The sequence below is a fragment of the Psychrobacter sp. AH5 genome (genome assembly GCF_040371085.1).
Taxonomy (GTDB): domain Bacteria; phylum Pseudomonadota; class Gammaproteobacteria; order Pseudomonadales; family Moraxellaceae; genus Psychrobacter.
Window position 1 is genome coordinate 778,822 of sequence record NZ_JAMBMT010000001.1, and the last position, 20,321, is coordinate 799,142.

The following is a 20,321-nucleotide window of genomic DNA, read 5'->3' on the forward strand; positions in this document are numbered from 1 at the left end:
TATAGCTAATTCTACATCACTATAAAACAGACGCGCCTACAGATAAAACGTTTGATTCGCTATCAAGCTTACTCTAATTCTTTTTTACTAACTGGTTTGGTTTAGCGTCTTTGGATTGATATCGATATTGGGCGCAGGAATATCCCAGATATAGAATTTACCATCTTCAATCAGCTTAATTTGTTGGCGAATAATTTGATTATCAGGCGCTCGTTGCTCCAGGCGACGTAAACGCGACAGCGCTTCACTGCGGCGATCACTCAATAGATCAGATTGAGCCAAACTTTGCTCAGCTTCGGTATAACCTAAGCTGACCGCTCTATCTAAATATTTTTGACCTTCCTTAAAGCCGCCGCCCTCTGAGAGCATCATGCCATATAAGAAGTTCGCTTCACCGCTATCGGACTTAGCTTTGATAGCACGGTCTACATATTTGCCGCCGCGGATTGCATAATCAGAACCTAAATCTAAGTTACGGCCCATGCCATTGAGTTTGGCTGCACGAATGAGCACCTCATAAGAAGCATTAGGCGCACTGGCAAAAGGATCAATCCAATCCGTTAATACTTTGATTTTTTCGCGAGCATAGTAGCGCTGTGAGCGATTAGGAAAGTTTGGCGGATAGTGACGGGCATTAGGTGAGACGTCTTCGATAAAATCATCAAGCAAGCTGACATCTAGCTTATCGCTGCCCACACCTTGCGTGGTCGGAATAAGTACGGTTGAGATAAAACTAATATTATCGATACGAGCTTGCGGCGCTGGGATATTGCGTAGCTGGCCTTTACTGATATCTATGCCGGAGCTGGTGATAGGACCGCGCTGATAAACGCGAGTATTAGGCGCTTGTGTTTGTACGCTTTCAGCCACCGCTGCTACTGCGTTTGTTTGCAAGGTATTGGCTTGAGTTGTACTAGCAGCCGCGGGCTGAGCACGGCGAATAATACGCTGACTTGAATCCTTAGCGCTTGGTACGCTAGCTGTTACCGCATCGGTTGCTGCGATAGCAGGAGTGGCAAGCATCATAGTACAGGCTGCTGCTAAAGCCGTTAAAGTAGCAAATTTGTTGGTAGAGTGATGTTTCATAAAAAAGGCTGCCTTATAATAATCTCAATGGTAAAGGTTTTTGCTATCTTAGTATTGAGCGAATGTCATTTAATTTTGAGGTATAAAAGATAATAAGTTTAGCTATTAAACACTTTTATTCTAAAGTACTAAATTTTAAGGTATTAAGGTGCTAAGTTAAGTTCTAAGGTACTAAGCTTTAAAGTTTAAAGTACCAAGCTTATAAATTATTTCAATTTTTATACCCTAGCAAGTAGCTGTGATGCTCACAATGGTAGGATTGTTAAAAACAATACGCAACAGTTAGTAGCCAAAAACATTTTTGACTAGTTACTTTAGTTATACGTGATAAGCGGCGCCTTTCATACAGTTGGCCATAAAACGCATACTACGGCGCACCGGTGGTGATAAAGCGGCGCCGCCACTGTCTAAAGCAAGCTGTCGATGATGTAGCTCCTCAATATCCATTTGCGCTAGTATCTCGCGCGTACGGTTGTCTTGAGCGGGCAGCTGGGCGATATGATCTTGTAGATGCTCGCTGACTTGTGCTTCTGTCTCAGCTACAAACCCTAAGCTGAACTCATTAGAGATAGCGCCTGCCACGGCTCCTAAGCCAAAGGACATCCCATACCATAGCGGAGTAAAAATACTAGGGTGACTCCCAAGCTCGTCTAAGCGGGTCTCGCACCAGACTAGATGATCGACTTCTTCAATCGCCGACTGATGCATCGCTTGCTTGACCTTATCATCTTTTGCCGCAAACGCCTGACCATGATATAACCCCTGCGCGCAAACCTCTCCGGTATGATTGATACGCATAAGCCCAGCCACATGCCTAGATTCAGTGATGCTCAGCTCAGGGATCTCATCACTGCTAACAGGTAGCGGACGTGCGCTAGGGTTTGAATGCGGCACTATAGCTCGCAAAGCTTTATCAACACTTAATAATAAATGATCAATCTTAGATAAAGGTCGCGCTGTCATATTGTACTCCTGATAAAACACGGTTTTTTAATTTAAAATTATGCTTAGTTTAGTGTTTTTTTCACTCACTATTGATTATTTTTGGCAGCATCGTTGGTTTGAATAAGCGCTTGCTGCTGATGTTTTTTTAGTTTTAGATATAAAAATACTCCAAAAACAATATTAAGTATTCCAGTCACCAAAAACAACTGCGGCAGTGTTAGCTTTAAGCTATTTAATAACACAATAGCAAAAATGGCAGAACCTACCATAAAAACAGCATTAAAAATATTATTAGCCCCAACGATGCGCGCCCGGTGGCTCTTAGGGGCATAAGCCTGCATTGAGGCATATAAAGGCACGATATATAAGCCGCCACTAAACCCTAAAAAAAATAAATCTACAAAAACGCGCCAAGTTCCAGCAATGCCAAATAACTCGCTAATGCCTAATAAATTATCGCCAGCAAGCTCTATATTAAGCCCTGATAACGATAAATAAAGATCTATAGCAAATAGGCTTAATCCAGCAATACCAAAGGGTAATAGGCGTAAACTTACCTGATTTTTGGTCAAACTCTTACACAACAAAGAGCCAATAGAGACTCCAACTGAAAATAAGGTTAGCAGAAATATCACTACTGACTCATCGCCTTGCAATATTACTTTGCTAAATTCAGGGGTCTGCGTCAAAAAGGTAGCGCCATAAAACCAAAACCAGCTATTGCCTAAGATGACAAAGAATAAAAACGGTAGCGAGTATAAATAGCGCACTGTCGCTAAACTGGTGGTAAAAATATTCCAATTAACCTTAAGAGTAGGCTGCATCGCTGGCATGTTTGGAATACCGCGCGCCGCCACATAACCCAATACCGATACCAATACCACCGTTACTGCGATCCAATACAGCGACTGCGGCAACTGCGTCAATACCCCAGCGATGATCATACCTAATAAAATAGCTAAGGATGTGCCCATTTGAAATAGGCCATTAGCACCGACCAGCTCATCTTCTTGCATGGCCTGCGGCAAATAAGCGTATTTAATAGGACCAAAAAAAGTAGAGTGCGTACCCATCAAAAATAGCGCCACAAACAGCAGCACATACCACTCAAACACAAAGCCAATAGCGGCAACCGTCATAATGACGATCTCAAGGACTTTGACTAAGCGCGTCAATTTAGACTTCTCGTACTTATCAGCGATTTGTCCTGCTAACGCTGAGAATAAAAAGTACGGCAAAATAAATAGCATAGCAGCTAAGTTATTAAGAATGCTAACCTCAGCGCCAAGCTTGCTAGCAGCGGTATAAGTCAATACTAATATCAGTGCCTGTTTAAAAATATTGTCATTAAATGCACCCAAAAACTGAGTAAAAAACATAGCGCTAAAACGACGACGTTTGAATAACTGAAACTGATTTGCCATTAGGCTTCCTATGAGCGAATATTATCTAATACTTTAAGCAAGCATAGAGAGATGCTAGATAAATGCAATTTAAAAGTGAGGTGTAATCAGACAATGATTAATAGTATCAATAACTTATCAAAATATAAGGTAGGTTTTATGACTACAAGGTCGTATAATAGCAAGGCTTTGAGGCAAATACATGTGTTAAATGCTATGATTTGCCAGTTAACTCAGTTATGATTTGTAAATTTTTTAGGCTCTAATATTTATAAGTAACGTTTTTATAATGGCTTGCTTTTAAGGCGTTGATTTTAGATAGTATTTTTACGATTAGAACATAATCACCGATGATTATAGGTGGTAATTAGCTAGTAGTTTTTGCGCCATTAATCGACAGTTATGCCGTGCTCAGGTCGCTAGATGAAATGATAGGATATTATTATTCATGAGAAGTAAGCCCTTATTACCTAATTCATCCGTGAAGACTACGATATCAACGTCGTCAAGTCGCTCATTAGCCGCGTCATCATCTCTTATGCCTTATCAATTAGCGGCAATAAGTAGAGCACCGTCTGCTAGGGTTAACAGTGGTCATGCCTTTGCCCGCTCTGCGTTATTTAATGCGGTGACTAGTGTGTTAGTCGGTTTTACTATAGCGTCTGCTAATGCCGCTGAAACTAGATTTACTGAGACAAAGCCAGTTACTACCAGCAATACAACCGCGGCTAGCACGGCAGCTACAGAGTCTACTGATGACACTGTTATTGATTTTGACTCCGATGCGAAATTAGATGAGGCTTTAGAGGCGCTGCGTTTAAGAAAAGCTTTTGAACAAGGTGAGATTGATAAGTCGGTACTAGATGACTATAGCCAACAAAGTAAAGATAAAAACAATAATGCTAGCAATAATAAGGGTAATAAAGCGGAAAAAAGCAGCAATGGCTTAGCTGATCCAAAAGACGATAATTGGGATGATGATCGTGACATCAACCATACCGAGCGTTTTGAGAGTGATTTAGCTTTGCAGCAGCAAGCGACTGCCATTCAGCAGCAAGGCTATCAGATGATGACCCCTGAACAAATCGAGCGTGAACTTGCCGCCTTAGATGCTGATAATAATGCTTTTATGGATAGCGCTTTTGATAGTAGCCAAAATGATAATTTTGATACTAGTTTCAATGATAATTTTAACGATAACTTTGATGCCAGCTTTAATGACAGTGTCGATAGTTTAGCCAGTGGCGATGGCTTTAACGCACCTATAGCTCGCCTTGATAGCCAGCAATTACCGATAGGCTTAGACCCTAAGCTAGATGCCGCTATCTTGCCTGCGCCCAACAATCTTGAGACACTAAATAGTGAACAGACAGCGCAGCAGCGGGCTGAAACTGCAGAGATTATGTCGCGTCCTATTGAAGTCAGTGACGCGGTTAGCAGCGGTCGAGTCGATGATAGCGCCAATATTCTCCAAAACGATAATCCTGAAAAAATACTGGCCGCCAAGTCGAATAGCTCGGTCACTGGAGCTGGTACGAATAATACAATCAGTACTATTGCTGAAGCAAAGCAGCAAGCCAGTAGTGATGAGCGGTTAGAAGAGCAAAACGGCGAGCTTAACCCAGAGGATTATCTGCCTGATTATCAAGCTACAAGTGACACCGAAGCCGTTGCCGAAGGTGTGACTCAAGCTAGTAAGCCCAAAGCATTAGCTCGTAATGAGGGCGGCATTGTCAAAAGACTTTATAATCGTTTTTTCAATGGCGGCGTAGCTGCTCTACCTAAAGTAGAAACCACTGTTTATCTTCAACAAGCAGCGACTACTAATAGCGCCAATCGTATGCCAAAGCTAATAAAGGCCGACGAAGATATTCAGCCCATTGATAATATTAAAGCCGCTCTTGATGATACTACGGTACAGTCAGTCGCTGACTTTACCGCCGCTTTGCCGCGTTTGCGTGAAACTGCCCTTAATGCTGCAAAAGCGGTAGGCTACTATGATATTACCCTAAAGCTACGTCAGCCTGATGCCAATAGTATCGATGTGATTATCGAAAAGCTTGGCGAGCCAGTAAAAGTGGAGAGCCGGATTGTTGATGTGCGCGGTGAGGGTAGCGAACAAGAAGAGTTTAAGGCTTTAGAGAAGAGCGCTTTGCCAGCAGAAGGGGATGTGTTTAACCACCGAGTTTACAAAAACAGCAAGGCAGCTTTTGAAGCGCTAAGTAGTACTTATGGCTATTTTGATGAAAAATGGCTGAATAAATCTGTTGATATTATCTTGCCAGATAACACCGCTGATATCTCTTTAGTTTATGATACCGGTGAGCGCTACGATTTTGATGAGGTAGTGTTTTTTACTTATGATGAGGCTTCAAATACGCTCACGCGCGATCCTGATAAACTGCCAGTAGAGCTATCCTTGTTACGTCAGCTGCTTAATTTTGAAGCAGGCGATCCTTTTTATCGTCCTGATGTTACGAAGTTAAGTAACGATTTATCTGCGACACGCTATTTTAATACCGTAAACGTTGAGAGCATTTTGCCGCCTGATGAGCGTAGCGCTAGTAGTACTTTAGCTTTTGATAATGCCCCAAATGCTGGTGAAAACGTAGCAGATAATGAACTCGATAATGATGTTACTAATGGCAGCGTTAATGGCAATGGCTCTACCATGAGCGGTGCCAATCGTAATAGCAACACTAACAATATTAATAATAATTTAAACCCTGAAAGCAGAGATAGCAGTGGCGATGGGACTGCTGCGAATGGTGTTAGCGCAGAGGGCATTAACGCTAATAGTGGTGCCAAGGTGGACGCTGCTGATATTGCTCCTATTGAGTTTCAGGTGGATGAAGAGACGCAAGGCAAACTACAAGCAGTCAAAGATAAAGCCAATCGTTTGAGCCGTCTGCCTAATGATCGAGTGCTGGATGAGAAGAAAAAGAAATCTGAGAACTTCTTAGGCAAAATCAGTGACTCTATTAGTAATATTGCCCAAAAAATCTTCCCAGAAGAAGAGCGGGTTATCGATGAGAATTTTGTACCGCCTACTTTAGCCAATCGTATTACCCCAGAACAAGTATTAGTAGATAAAAAGGTACCTCTATATGTCTTTGTCTCTGCCGATAAGCCGCGTGATGCCCAAGTCGGCCTAGGTTATGGCACCGACACTGGCGTGCGCGCTACTGCCAAGATAGACTACAACCTAGTAAACCGCAAAGGCTATCAAGCTGGCGCTGAAGTAGAAGCTTCGCGCATCAGCAAAAACGTCACTGTATATGGCAGCCGTCCTTGGAAACATCCTCTTAATGACAAGCTTGAGGCGCGTCTGACTTATGAAGAGGAGGTTATCGATCAAGGTGAGGGTAATTTTGATTTATCCACCAATACCTTAAAAGCTGCGTTAGCTCGCAATATTCGTAAAGAGAGTGGTTGGAATAAGAGCTATTCGCTGCGTTATCGTTTGGATGAGCTAGAGACTGGAGTGGATGAGACAAAGTTAGAGGATTTACCAGTACGTTTTACCTCCTCAAAACCTACTCAGCAAGCACTATTATTCGGTTATGGCATTAACAAAACTAGCGTCAATAATAGTATCAATCCTACCAGCGGATATCGTCAATACTATGGTATTGAGGCGGGCTCTGAGAGCTTACTTAGTGATACTGATTTGGCCATTATTCGGGCTGGTGTCAGTGGTATCTATAGCTTTGGTGTAGATAACAAGCATCAAGTATTAGGAAGTTTCAATGGCGGTTATATCTGGGCGGACGACTTTTATGAGGTGCCTTATAAGCTGCGTTTCTTCGCAGGCGGCGATCAAAGCATTCGCGGTTATGACTACGAGAGCCTTTCGCCATTAGAAAATGGTTATCTAACGGGCGGACAAGTGTTAGCAGTCGGTAGTGCTGAGTACAACTATGAGTTTAGACCAGGGTTTCGCGGCGCTGTATTTACCGATGTGGGCAACGCTTACGACAAAGACTTTAACACTGATACTAAGGTCGGTGTTGGCGTTGGTATCCGCTGGGCGTCTCCTGTCGGAGTAGTGCGTGTCGATGTGGCAGCAGGGGTGACAGAAGATAGTATCCCTGTTCGTTTGCATTTCTTTATTGGCTCGCCTTTATAAGCTACTGCTATTTATAAGCTACTAATGTATAAGGGTGTGAGAGCTTAAGTCTCTCCACCTTTAGCTAAATTTTAATCTTTATAAAGTCTTGTTGCTAGCTACCGACTACTAATGATTTTATCTAACTGCTTACCTAATCGAGTGTCATGTTGAATAATAATACCCCACCTAACGATCCCTCAGCTGAAGACCCAGCGCAAAGAGATGCCCGCGCGGTACGTCGGTGGTATCCGTTATCATTCTTGCTCAAGCTTTTGGTGATAATAGCTATAGTACTGGTAGTGATGTTTGCCGCATTTTTTTATGCTGCTGGTACTGATACAGGAACTAAGTTTTTACTGGAGAAAATCAGTAGCGAGACGGGCATCAAGCTTAAATACGGTAGCGGTAATTTGCGTGATGGTATCATGGTCACCGATATAGATATCAATGCTACTGAAGATATCGAAATCAAAGTTGACAAAGCTTATGTCAAAATAGGCTGGCGCGCAGTGTTTGCCAAAGAGGTACATCTGCGTGATGCTGATATTCAGCGTATCGAGATTATCAATACCAAGCCGCCTACTGGCGATCCATACGATTATAAAACCCTTAGGCTGCCGGTGAACTTGCGTTTTGATCAGGCCAAAATAAAAACCATCGTCTATAAGCAGGTGACTAAAGAGCCCGTCATCGTCCATGATATAGCGGCTCGTGATTTGACTTGGGTGGGCAGTCAAGTCGCTGTGGGTAATGGTAATCTGTTTTATAGTGATATCGTCAAAGTCAGCGCTTTGCAAGGTGAGATCGATTTGCAAGGTGATTATCCGCTAGATCTTAGCGCTATCGTTGAAGTGAGTGCGCTTGAAAAAGCATATATTGATCCGCTTAATGTTGAGGCCACAGGCACGCTCAAACGCACTATCGGTAAAGTGCGTAGCCGCTATAATGATAGTGATGTCCGCGGTGAGTTTGTCGCGCAAGGTTTGGATAAAGGCTCACCTTTTGATGCCAAACTACAATGGGATGATGTGTTAATTCCTTATGCTGAGGCGCAGAATATTCACTTAACGAATGGCATGGCAACCGCTTCTGGGGTCATCTCAGATATTCAATTGCGCATCAATACTGAGCTTACTGCCGAAGATATTCCCTCAGGGCATTATAAGGGCCGCGCTGTCATCGCCAATAGTCAACTGCGTATCGATCGCTTAGATGCCAATGTGCCAGCCGGTCGTTTAACTTTGCAGGGCATACTAGATTGGAGCGAAAGCTTCGATGCCAAGGTAAGGGCTGTCGGCAGCAACTTTAATGTTCGCCAAGCGATTCCAGAGCAGTACAGTGATTACAAGGCTTATGCACCGCAAACCTTAAATGGTAGATTGTCTGTCCATTATCAACAAAAAAACCTTAATAATAATCTACAAGTCGCTGCTGATTTGCGTCAGCGTGATGGCGAGCATATCAATGCCAACATCGTCCGCGGCAAAGTATCCGCCAAATCGACCCAACCCGCTCCTATTTATATCGATGCAAGATGGCAGAACTTGATTCGTCGTGATGTGCCTAGTATTGGTAATATCGATAGTCCAAAAGGCCGCGCCAATGTCATCGTGCGCGGCGCAAGCTTATCTGTCGATGCCAGTGCCTTTATTAATGAGTTAAATGCCGCGCCAAAAGGCAACTATGATCTGCGCGTGCGCAAAAACGCTAATATCATCGATATCAATCGTCTTAATTATAAGGGCATAGTAGGCGACTTATCGGGCACTGGTCAAATTCAGCTAGCAACCAAGCAGCGGCCGCTTACTTGGCAGCTCGATGCGCGTACTAAAGGTTTATTGCCAAAACAATATCGTAGTGATTTACCGCTTGAGCGTCTAACTGGTAAGATAAATGCGCGTGGCCGATTGATAAATATCAGCAAAAATAAAGTCAAAGGTCAGCGTCATATTGTTAGCTTTAACAATACTGATCTACAAGCCCAGTTGGACGCTAGCCAAGAGGATCGAGTTATTGGCATTACTGGTAGCGGCGATGCCAAGATTGATCTGATCGGTGGTGAGCTTTCAGTATTTGACGCCCGTTTTGATGGACGGGTTGCGACCAAAGACGTTCCTAATGGCCGTCTTTCTATCGATGCTGCTGGTACTCCTAGGCTCATTAGCATTCGCAAATTAAACTATAGCGGTGAGGCTGGAGCCTTAAAAGCCAAAGGTGCTATTGACTTGCGCCGCAACATCGGTTGGAGCGTCACCGGCCGCTTTGATAATTTTGATTTGGGTTATTTCTTGCCTAACAATCCGGCTATTTTGACTGGTGATTTGGTGACTAGCGGCGAGTGGCAACAGCCCAAAGCCAAGAGTGGCAGCAATGCACAAGGTAAGCTGCAGCGCTTTGCCATAAATTTTGATGGCGTTTTAGATGCTGAGCAGCTACCAGCAGGCAAATTAACTATTGATGCTAGTGGTGATAGTCAACTGATTCGCATCAAACGTTTCCGTCACGTTGGCGCAGCGGGCAGTATCGATGCTGCTGGCACGGTAGATGTGCGTCAAGGTATCGCTTGGGATATCAAAGCGACTATGGATCGCTTCAATCTAGGCTATTTCCTCAAAGATACGCCAAGTACTATCACCGGTAGCATAAAAACCGATGGACGCTGGGGTAAAAACCAGCAGATCGTCAACTTACAGCAGATTAATTTACGCGGTATGCTAAAAGGCCAGCTGCTAAGTGCTAGAGGCAGTCTATCGGCTAAATTAAACTTACCAGAGGATTTAGCCAGTTACTTTAAGCGCTTGCAAGCTCAAGATAATGAGACAAAGTATAAGCAAGTGAATGCTTTAGTAGACAGTCTCAATGCTGATAACTTAGTGCTACGTTGGGGCGATAACTACTTAACCGCTAACGGCAATGCCAAACAGCTACAAGCCAAAATCAATATCACCAGCTTAGATCAATTGTCCGATAAGCTAGCTGGAAAAGTCAGTGGCGGTGCGACTCTATCACAGCCGGCTGGACAAGCTTTGCCAACGATTTATATTGATTTGGTAGGTGAGCGTATCGCCTTACCCGGTTTTATTTTACGTCAAGGTCGAGTGCGCGGTAAGCTGGTCAATCTAGCCAATAGCCCAAGCCAGTTGATCGTCAGCGCTGAGGGTCTAGATGTTGCAGGACAAACCTTCCAAAAAGTTAACGCGACTTTTAAGGGCACTGAACAAGCGCACGTGCTCAATCTTAATGTGGCGAATGAGCAGCTGAGTGTTTTGGCACGTCTAAAAGGGGGTTTTAATCGCGATCAGCTCATTTGGCGCGGCGCTATCGGCAACGGTAGTGTCAAATCCAAATACGCCACGCTTAATCAGTTGCAACCAGCGCAGCTTATTTTGAATCTACCGCAAGGGGATAATAAACCATTAAAAGTCCAACTGGCCGCGCATTGTTGGCAGGCTGCTGACCAAAGTGGCAAGCTGTGTCTGCGTGAGAATCTCATCGCCTCAGCAACTGGCGGGCAGGTAAATCTAGCCATTCAAAATCTAGATACGTCTTTGTTTTCTGTCTTTTTACCCAACGATATAGACTGGCAAGCGAAGATCAATGGCAAAGCTATCGTGGGCTGGCAAAAAGGCCGCGCTCCTACTATTAATACCACTTTATATTCAGATAACGGCAAAATTGGCCTGATACAAGATGGCGATTCAGTGCCCGTAAGCTTGCCCTACAAACGGGTGTCGCTGATTGCGCTATCCGTTCCTGAAGGGATTAAACTGCGCTCAGATATCAATACTGGTCGCGGCGCGCGTGGTTATGCTGAGGTGGTGGTTGATCCTTATAAAACCCCTAAACCTATCTCCGGCGCTTTGGTATTAAATGAGCTTAATTTGGCAGTATTCAAACCTTTCTTCCCAGGAATGCGGGTGCTTGAAGGTAATATCACTATGGCAGGCGGCTTAGGCGGTACGCTAGATAAGCCGCAGTTCTATGGCGATGTCAAATTGGCCAATGGCCGTATTGCTATGCTTGGGCTACCGATCAATCTAACTAGGGTCAATACGACTGCTAAGATACGCGGTACCGAAGCCATTATTGATGGCAGTTTTAACAGTGGCACTGGCACTGGTAAACTTACCGGTACGGTAAACTGGCAACAACAATTGCAAGCCAAGCTTAGTATTATAGGCGAGCGGTTAGTATTGACTCAGCCGCCGTTATTAACAGCAGAGGTCAACCCTGACATCGATATTATCGTGCGTCCAAGCGATAAATACGTCAATATCAAAGGTGCGGTAAGTGTGCCAACCGCGACTATCCGTCCCCCTGAGGCTAGCGAAGATATTATTACCCAGACCGAAGATGCCGTAGTGCTTGATAGACGTCTGATCGGTAATATCGATGAGGTGTTAAAAGTTTCAAAACCTTGGTCAATCAATGCTGATATCGGTATTGATTTGGGCGATGATATCAATTTCCGCGGTTTTGGCGCTGTGATTCCGTTAGCAGGAGCGGTTAATATCACTCAAAGCGGCATGGGCGTTATGCGCGCTAAAGGGGTAGTGCAAGTCTCAAAAAGAACCAGTGTCGACATTTTTGGTCAAAACTTAGAGCTTAATTACGGTCAAATACGCTTTAATGGCGATGTGATGAAGCCAAACCTAAGTATTGAGGCGGTGAAGATTATCGATGATAATACCGTTGGCGTACGCGTCAAGGGCACTGCTCAAAATCCAAATATTATTGTCTTTAATAATGCCGGACTCACGCAGCAACAAGCGATGAACGCTTTGGTTACTGGCCGTATCAATGATGGTAGCCCAAGCCAAATCAGTGAGCAGGGCTTTAAATCGCAAGTGACCAATAACTTAGCGGCGGCCGGTCTTAACTTTGGCTTGAGTGGTACGCGCGGTTTTACCAATCAGATTGGACAAGCATTCGGCTTTCAAAGCTTGACGGTGGATGCTTCAGGCAATAGCGAAGATACCAACGTTAACGTTACCGGTTACATATCACCAGATTTATACATCCGTTATGGAGTAGGCGTATTCAATGCCGAAAACAGCTTGTCAGTGCGTTATCAGCTGACTCGCCGTATCTACGTTGAGGCGACCTCTGCTGCCGAAAACGCAGTCGATGTGGTTTATAGTTGGCAGTTTTAGATAGTTTTAGATATAAAAAACGCCTTTATAAAAAGGCGTTTTTTATGGATTAACAAAGCTATCAGCGATTATTTAGTCAAAATCAAACGATTATTGCGAGTCAAACGCAGACGATATTCCTCGCCTTCATGCTCAATTCGCACCTCTTTTGTCAGGGCGAATAAATGCTGAGATTGTAGGGTAGGTAGGCGGTTGTCGCGGCTATGTAGGTAGCGAGAGATGACCATACTCATAATGAATTCCTTTTAATAAAAATGATACACCAATAAATAAATTATCTTAACGATAATAATTATCATTTACATTAAAGTCTTTTGCAAGTGTTTTTATAAATTAAATGAATAGCGTTGTTATGATTGATTTAAGCTTATGAGATACTTTTTGAACTTAAATATTCAAACATTTTACTTTTAAATTTAGGAGCTTTTTATGTCCCCTACTTCAACCTCTCTTGAGCCAGTTATACAAAAGCATCCGCGAGTCGTCAATGTCGCTGTCGCTGTTATTTATTATCAAGATCAGTATCTATTGGGCTATCGTAATAGTGAGCAGCATCAAGGCGATCGCTATGAGTTTGTCGGCGGTAAGATTGATAGCGAGGAGACAGCTGTCGCCGCTTTGATACGCGAAACTGCGGAGGAAACCGGTATCGATATTAGCGCCAATACAGCGGTAAAGCTCGGACGGCTGCATCATGATTATGGGGATAAACAGGTTTGTTTGCAGGTCTATAAAGTAGCGTTAACGGCTGAGCAATATCAGCAGTATAAGCACTGCGATTTTGGTCTTGAAGGACAGGCGTTGACTTGGGTAGATAAGCCATCGCTTGTGAATAATCATTATCCGCTACCTGCTGCCAACCAAACTATTTTGACTTGGTTAAAGCTGCCAGAGCAGATCACTATCACGCAGCCTTTAGCGCCCTTTAAGCGGTCGCAGGGGAGCGAGCAGGACTTAGTCAATGAGGCCGCGCAAAAGTGGCTAGCGTACCATCAGCCTAAGCTTCCCAGTAAAGGCTGGTGTTACCTGCGTCTTAAAACAGCAACATTACAGGCGCAAAACAGTGACGATATAGAGGTCGATATCATCAGACAATTATTAGAACTTAGAGCTGATATTAGCGTCATCATTCCCTACAAAGTGGGTAAAACTATTTACCTAGCTAATTATTTGACTAAACATGTACAAGGCGAGACAGTGAGCAGCAAGCCAAATGCTAAGGGTGATAGCTTACCTATTAGCGCTTATCATTTGACCCATAATGAGCTTATGACTTGGTTTACTAGCTATCAGCGGCAAAAGCAGCATTTGCTAGCTAATAAAATTAGCGATACGGAGTTAAACTTACTTAAGCTTGATAACTGTACGGCGACTACTGGGCTGATCGTTAGTTGTCATGATAGCGCTAGTATCAAGGCAGCCAATCAGTTGGCTCAGCTGCGTTTACTGCAGGGATTAGCGCCAGTTATCGCGATATTTTTATCACCAGTTTTGGCTACTAACAGCCATCCTGATAGCCCAGCGCTGGGTTGGCAGCAGTGGTCCGCTTTGGCACAGTTAGCGGATATGCCAGTGATTGCATTAGGCGGATTAACGCCAACGATGCTGGCTACAGCTGTCGAGTATGGAGCGAGTAGTGTTGCGGGCATTGGTAGTTTTTTAAAGGGCTAATTTAACACTAAAGCTAAAATATTACTCATATTCAATAAAAGGCAACTATTTAGTTACTATGTAGTTGATAAAGCTAATAATTTTGAATAATTTTACAAACCGTAGCTTTTACATACATAGCTCCACTACTTAATGTTATTCTCCATCCCTATTATGGAATACATAAATTAATGATCTAAATTAAAGACATATATATTAATGGTATTCCTATGAAAGCCAACCAGTTACCTAAGTCAGACTCGTATGATAGTTGCTATCATAGCCAGTCAGCCGGGTCTCAGGCTAAACAGACCAACATCCCTCAAACACTCAGCTTCTCAGCTAACGACGAGTGCTGTTTTGCTAGCGAGCAGGATAACAAACTTACTAATACCCGCTCTATTAACGCAGCTAGTAACGATGCGAATTACTTGACCTATGCATCAGCTCATAGCTCTTATAATTCTCATAGCTCTCATAGCTCTGACACTAGCAGTGCCACTAGTGATATAAGCGGTGGCTACAAAAAAGCGGCTACTAACAGCACGCAAAAATCGAAACTGTCTGAAACACTGCCTGGCAAAAAACCAGTAGCAGAAAAACCCCCATTAGAAAATAGGGGCTTTATACACAACAGAGACTCTGAGAAAATAGCAGCTGAAAAGGCTAAGCTTAATAATGCTGAACTCAATAATAAAAACAACTATAAGCAAAATAATATGACTACTACTAATCCCGTTTCGGAGAGAATATTTATGACCAGTCTTCTTAAGCATACTGGTATTGCCCTAGCTATTATTATACCGTTAGCGGCCTTTTCAGCTTATGCGGCTACTCCCACTCCGCCGCTGGCAAATACAAATGCTACTAGCACTAATTCTACAGCAACGATTGATATCAAGCCGGATGCTATTATTTATAAGTCCGCTAATGAGCCAACGACCGTAGACAAAGTAGATTTGGATAAATACGCCGGAACTTGGCATGAGATAGGGCGCTTGCCGATGTACTTTCAGCGTAACTGTGCAAGCGATGTCACCGCTAACTATACTGAAAAAACAGATGGCTCAGGTATTATTGTTACTAATAAATGCTTAGATCAACAAGGCTCACAGATTGTAGCGGAGGGTTTGGCAAAACCGGCTGATACTACGGGAAGCAAATTAAAGGTGACTTTCTTGCCTTCATGGATTCGCTGGTTACCGGTAGGTCGTGCTGATTATTGGGTGCTTGCTCGTGATGGAGATTATCAAACGGCTTTGGTCGGCACGCCCGATAAGAAGTATTTATGGCTACTGGCCCGCTCGCCTAATGTCTCACAGCAAACTTACGCTAAGTATCGTCAGATTGCACAGACTCAAGGTTATGATCTAAAAGAATTCACCTTAACTCCGCATGCCAATCAAACGGTTAAATTAATACCTTGAGTTTTAGTATTGTCGTAGGATTGATTTAGCTGACAAGCGGTTAGGGGTTGAAGATAGCAAGTAGCGACCTCAGTAATAGTCTGTATTATAGGAGACAGCCATAGCGGTTGTCTTTTTATTTATAGCTCAATTGATGCAACCAAATCGGTTATTACTGGCAAAATAAAGCTTTTTAAGCTAAAATCTACGCCATTTAGCGCCTTTGATTAGCCTTTAGTTATAAAGTAGCTATGGGTTTTATTAAGCGCTTATAATCAACTATTTATATAGCAAAGTTATTTTTGTCTGCTTTTATCTTTTATTCATTTACTGACCATAAGGATGCTTCCAGTGAGCAACGCTGATACTTTACGCCAACTTCATCAAAACCGTTTGAGCCAATACAATAATCAAGAGCAACAAGCTATTGAATTGATGAGCCTACTTAACACCCTCTACAATGAAAAAGACGTGCAAGTGACTTTATTTGGTGAAACGCTTGACGCCAGCTCAGTAGGACAACTGTTAGCTCTACATCAAAAGTCAGCGACTCGCAATCATGGCGATCAGCCTATTGCTATTGAAGATACCTTAGCTATCGTAAAAACACTAATGGACAGTGATGTCACTGCTGCTAGTGTTGATGCTGGCCAGTTGATCGTTATTGATAGCGATGTAAAGCAAGCTCTACAAGCGGTTGATAAGAGTAAGGCGACTAATGAAGCTACTGATGTGGTGCTTTATGGCTTTGGTCGTATTGGTCGAGTCTTGACTCGGTTGTTACTCGCTCAAGCTTCAAGCGCTAAAGGTCTACAGCTAAAGGCTATCGTAGTACGTCCAGCTCCTGCTGGTGATTTGGCAAAGCGTGCCTCACTACTTGAGCGCGACTCTATTCATGGCAGTTTCACAGGTAGCGTTAGCGTTGATGAAGACAATAACGGTATTATTATTAATGGCCGTTTTGTGCAAGTGATTTATGCCAAAGATCCAAGCGAGATTGATTATACTGCTTATGGTATCGATAATGCGTTAGTTATTGATAACACTGGCATCTGGAAAGATGAAGACGGCCTTGGTAAGCATTTGCAGGCTAAAGGCGTCCAAAAAGTATTATTAACGGCACCTGCCGGCGGTAACATCAAAAACGTCGTTTATGCAGTAAATAGCGATACTATCGGCGATGACAAAATCGTCAGTGCTGCTAGCTGTACTACTAACGCCATTACCCCAACGCTAAAAGTGTTAAATGATGAATATGGGATTGAAAATGGTCATGTTGAGACCATTCACTCTTTTACCAATGATCAAAACTTGATTGATAATTACCATAAAGCTGATCGCCGTGGTCGTAGCGCGGTATTAAATATGGTCATTACCAGTACTGGCGCGGCAAAAGCGGTCGGTAAAGCTTTACCAGAATTAAGTGGTAAACTAACGGGTAATGCGATTCGAGTGCCAACGCCAAACGTCAGCCTAGCTATCTTGAACCTAAATCTAAAAACCGCTCCAGAGAGTGTTGATGCGCTAAATAACTTTATGCGTAAGATGGCTAATAGTAGTACTTGGCAATCACAAATTGCTTACACTGATTCTACTGAAGCGGTCTCTACTGATTTTGTCGGTACTAAGCATGTCGGTATCGTTGATGCGCAAGCGACTATCGTCACAGATAATCATGCTACAGTCTATATTTGGTACGATAATGAAGTTGGTTATAGTACTCAGGTACTGCGTATCGCTGGTCAAATGGCTGGTATTAGCTATACGCAAATCCCAGCATAACGTTAGCCTACGGTTGGGCGCATAGAAGAGCAAGTCGGCATAAAGTAGCGATAAGCCTTTATAGGTCAGCTATGTTGAGCCGCTTATAGAGCACCCGATAGTCGCATTGGTTATCGGGTGTTGTTGATATTAATGACTATAGACTCAAATATATTTTATAGACTTAATATTTTAAAAAATGAATAATTTAGTAGTACTCAAATAGTAATGAAAGGAACGTAGCATGCGATTTATTGATGAAGCCGTCGTAACGGTAAAAGCAGGTGACGGTGGTAACGGTATCGTCAGTTTTCGCCGAGAAAAATACGTCCCTCGAGGTGGTCCTGATGGCGGTGATGGCGGAAGTGGCGGTGATGTTTATGTCATCGCTGATGATAATACCAATACTTTGGTAGATTATCGTTATACTCGCCGTTATGATGCGCGCCGCGGCGAGAATGGTCATAGTAAAAACTGCTCAGGCAAAGGCTCTGACGATATTTACTTGCCAGTCCCTATAGGTACTACGGTTATCGATACTGAAACCGATGAGGTTATCGGTGATCTGACGGAGATTGGGCAGACTTTACTTATCGCTAAAGGCGGTGATGGCGGTTTAGGAAATACTCATTTTAAGAGCTCAACCAACCAAGCACCGCGTAAAGCCACCTCCGGTTTTGAGGGCGAGCTGAAAGTATTGAAGTTTGAGCTAAAAGTCGTCGCGGATGTGGGCTTAGTCGGTCTGCCTAATGCTGGCAAGTCGACCTTTATCCGTCAAGTGTCTGCCGCTACTCCTAAAGTCGCTGATTATCCTTTTACCACTTTAGTACCCAATTTGGGCGTAGTGGATATCGGTAAACATCGCTCTTTTGTAATGGCTGATATACCAGGGCTGATTGAAGGCGCCTCAGAAGGTGCGGGTCTTGGCATTCGCTTTTTGAAGCATGTTGCTCGTACTCGCCGATTACTGCATATAGTAGATGTACAGCCTATAGATGGTAGTGACCCGGTTGAAAATGCTAATATTATCTTAAACGAGCTTGAGCGTTTTTCGCCAGAGTTAGCTAATTTGCCGCAAATCTTGGTATTAAATAAAATTGACCAGATCGTTGATGAAACTGAGCTTAATCAGTTATGTACTCATATTGTGGCAGAGCTTGGCTGGACAGGTATCGTTTTTCGCACCTCAACCCTTACTGGTGAAGGAGTGGACGCAGTTAAGTACCACTTAATGAACGAGATTGAGCGCGAGCGCGAGCGCGAATTAGAGGATCCTATTTTTGCCGAAGCACAAAAAGAGCGTTTTGAGCGTTTAGAGGCTGAAGTACGCCGTAACACTGAAGCTCAGCGCGAAGCTTATCGGGCAGCGCGTAAAGCCCAGCGTGAAGGTAGAGACATCAGTGTGGATAATCTCACTGACTTTGATGATGACGATGATGATGGCGTAGAAGTCGTTTATGTGCCTTAAGGTTATAGTAAACACTGGCATTTATTAACCTCAACAGCACTAGCATTAGCAGTTATTAGCACTAATCAGTAATTCATACTTAAGATAAACAACAGGAGTTTTTTATGGCAGTTGACATGGAACAAACGACAGAAGAAGCAAGGTTTATTGAGCAGCCTCGTAACTTTGATATTCGACGCGTTATTGTCAAGATTGGCTCATCGTTATTGACCAATAATGGTCGCGGGCTTGATCGAACTGCTATTTATGGTTGGGCCAAACAAATTGCCAAACTACATAATCAAGGTATGGAGGTTTTGTTAGTATCGTCAGGTGCGGTTGCTGAGGGCGTGGTGCGCATGAACTTGGAGGAGCGTCCTAAAAAGCTTACGGCTCTTCAAGCTTGTGCTTCTATTGGTCAAATGGGTTTGATTGAGACCTGGTGGTCAGCGCTTATTCAACACGGCGTGCAAAGCGCTCAGTTATTGTTAACGCATGACGACTTATCCAATCGTAGCCGTTATCTCAATACTGGCGGCGCACTGAGTCAGTTATTAGAGTGGCGAGTATTACCGGTTATCAATGAGAACGATACCATCACGATTGATGAGATCAAATTTGGTGATAACGATACTTTAGGGGCGATGTCAGCCGCTATGGTAAACGCCGACTTATATATCATCTTGACCGATCAAGAAGGAGTGTTTACCGATAACCCGCGCGATAATCCTAATGCTAGAATGATTCGTCAAGAGCGCGCTATGGCGGATTATTTGTTTGATATCGCTGGCGATGGTGGCAAATTGGGCCGCGGCGGTATGTTGACCAAAATCCGGGCTGGCCGCTTAGCGGCAATGGGTGGTTGCCCGACCGTTATCGTCAGCGGCGCAATCGCCGATGTGATTACTCGCGTGGTTTCAGGCGAGGCGATTGGGACTCTACTCACTACCAATGAAGCGGACAAAATCATCGCTCGTAAGCAGTGGCTCGCGGCGCATTTGCGTATGTCAGGTAGCTTAATAGTAGACGCTGGGGCGGCAAAAGCTTTGACTGAGAATAACCGTAGTCTATTACCGGTTGGGGTAGTGGAGGTTCGGGGCGGTTTTGATGAAGGCGATGTGGTTGAGATTATTCATCAAGATACTGGCGAGCGCTTAGCGGTCGGTCAAGTGAACTTCTCTTCGCATGAAGCACGCCGCGTCGCCCGCGAGCGTACAGAGCAGTTTGATAAAATCCTTGGTAGCCATGAAGAGCGTGTGGTTATGGTACACCGCGATAATCTAGCTTTAACTTCTTAGTTTTAATTTTTAATGGCAAAGCTTTATTTAACATAGCTTGTTTTATTTAAGACTTATGAAA

General features: G+C 43.6%; 11 protein-coding genes. 7 read left to right on the plus strand and 4 right to left on the minus strand.

Going from position 1 to position 20,321, the window contains the following annotated elements; translation table 11 throughout:
* Positions 1-87: 87 nt before the first annotated feature.
* From M0N77_RS03355 to M0N77_RS03365, 3 genes are all read right to left on the minus strand, one after another.
* Positions 88-1,086, minus strand: coding sequence for a hypothetical protein (locus tag M0N77_RS03355; protein WP_353103525.1), 999 nt, complete (start codon positions 1,084-1,086; stop codon positions 88-90).
* Between the two features lie 318 nt (positions 1,087-1,404).
* Entirely contained in the window at positions 1,405-2,049 is a 645-nt protein-coding gene (gene coq7 / locus M0N77_RS03360; RefSeq protein WP_353103527.1) for a 2-polyprenyl-3-methyl-6-methoxy-1,4-benzoquinone monooxygenase, read from the minus strand.
* Positions 2,050-2,117: 68 nt separating this feature from the next.
* The gene (locus M0N77_RS03365) at positions 2,118-3,455 is read right to left on the minus strand and encodes an MFS transporter (protein WP_353103529.1); all 1,338 of its coding nucleotides are present in this window, start codon (positions 3,453-3,455) and stop codon (positions 2,118-2,120) included.
* A gap of 427 nt (positions 3,456-3,882) precedes the next feature.
* On the opposite strand from M0N77_RS03365, the gene M0N77_RS03370 reads away from it, so the two are divergent.
* Positions 3,883-7,563 (plus strand): BamA/TamA family outer membrane protein, encoded by a 3,681-nt coding sequence (locus M0N77_RS03370; RefSeq protein WP_353103531.1) that lies wholly within the window; start codon positions 3,883-3,885, stop codon positions 7,561-7,563.
* A gap of 146 nt (positions 7,564-7,709) precedes the next feature.
* Positions 7,710-12,698, plus strand: coding sequence for a translocation/assembly module TamB domain-containing protein (locus tag M0N77_RS03375; RefSeq protein WP_353103533.1), 4,989 nt, complete (start codon positions 7,710-7,712; stop codon positions 12,696-12,698).
* 68 nt (positions 12,699-12,766) lie between these two features.
* Here M0N77_RS03375 and hemP read toward each other — a convergent pair whose 3' ends face one another.
* Entirely contained in the window at positions 12,767-12,925 is a 159-nt protein-coding gene (hemP, locus tag M0N77_RS03380; protein WP_371834215.1) for a hemin uptake protein HemP, read from the minus strand.
* Positions 12,926-13,127: 202 nt separating this feature from the next.
* Between hemP and M0N77_RS03385 the strand changes: the two genes are divergently transcribed.
* From M0N77_RS03385 to proB, 5 genes are all read left to right on the plus strand, one after another.
* The gene (locus M0N77_RS03385; protein ID WP_353103536.1) at positions 13,128-14,369 is read left to right on the plus strand and encodes an NUDIX domain-containing protein; all 1,242 of its coding nucleotides are present in this window, start codon (positions 13,128-13,130) and stop codon (positions 14,367-14,369) included.
* A 209-nt stretch (positions 14,370-14,578) separates the two neighbouring features.
* Positions 14,579-15,775, plus strand: a complete 1,197-nt coding sequence (locus M0N77_RS03390; RefSeq protein WP_353103538.1) for a lipocalin family protein — start codon at positions 14,579-14,581, stop codon at positions 15,773-15,775.
* A 321-nt stretch (positions 15,776-16,096) separates the two neighbouring features.
* The gene (locus tag M0N77_RS03395) at positions 16,097-17,536 is read left to right on the plus strand and encodes a glyceraldehyde-3-phosphate dehydrogenase (protein ID WP_353103539.1); all 1,440 of its coding nucleotides are present in this window, start codon (positions 16,097-16,099) and stop codon (positions 17,534-17,536) included.
* Between the two features lie 223 nt (positions 17,537-17,759).
* Positions 17,760-18,983, plus strand: coding sequence for an Obg family GTPase CgtA (cgtA, locus tag M0N77_RS03400; RefSeq protein WP_353103541.1), 1,224 nt, complete (start codon positions 17,760-17,762; stop codon positions 18,981-18,983).
* Between the two features lie 104 nt (positions 18,984-19,087).
* Entirely contained in the window at positions 19,088-20,260 is a 1,173-nt protein-coding gene (gene proB, locus M0N77_RS03405) for a glutamate 5-kinase (protein WP_353103542.1), read from the plus strand.
* Positions 20,261-20,321: the final 61 nt, after the last annotated feature.

Coding starts and splice junctions, on each gene's coding strand:
- hemP (WP_371834215.1), bottom strand. CDS start 12,925: ATGGTCATCTCTCGCTACCTACATAGCCGCGACAACCGCCTACCTACC.
- M0N77_RS03370 (WP_353103531.1), top strand. CDS start 3,883: ATGAGAAGTAAGCCCTTATTACCTAATTCATCCGTGAAGACTACGATA.
- proB (WP_353103542.1), top strand. CDS start 19,088: ATGGCAGTTGACATGGAACAAACGACAGAAGAAGCAAGGTTTATTGAG.
- M0N77_RS03375 (WP_353103533.1), top strand. CDS start 7,710: ATGTTGAATAATAATACCCCACCTAACGATCCCTCAGCTGAAGACCCA.
- M0N77_RS03395 (WP_353103539.1), top strand. CDS start 16,097: ATGCTTCCAGTGAGCAACGCTGATACTTTACGCCAACTTCATCAAAAC.
- M0N77_RS03390 (WP_353103538.1), top strand. CDS start 14,579: ATGAAAGCCAACCAGTTACCTAAGTCAGACTCGTATGATAGTTGCTAT.
- cgtA (WP_353103541.1), top strand. CDS start 17,760: ATGCGATTTATTGATGAAGCCGTCGTAACGGTAAAAGCAGGTGACGGT.
- M0N77_RS03385 (WP_353103536.1), top strand. CDS start 13,128: ATGTCCCCTACTTCAACCTCTCTTGAGCCAGTTATACAAAAGCATCCG.
- M0N77_RS03355 (WP_353103525.1), bottom strand. CDS start 1,086: ATGAAACATCACTCTACCAACAAATTTGCTACTTTAACGGCTTTAGCA.
- coq7 (WP_353103527.1), bottom strand. CDS start 2,049: ATGACAGCGCGACCTTTATCTAAGATTGATCATTTATTATTAAGTGTT.
- M0N77_RS03365 (WP_353103529.1), bottom strand. CDS start 3,455: ATGGCAAATCAGTTTCAGTTATTCAAACGTCGTCGTTTTAGCGCTATG.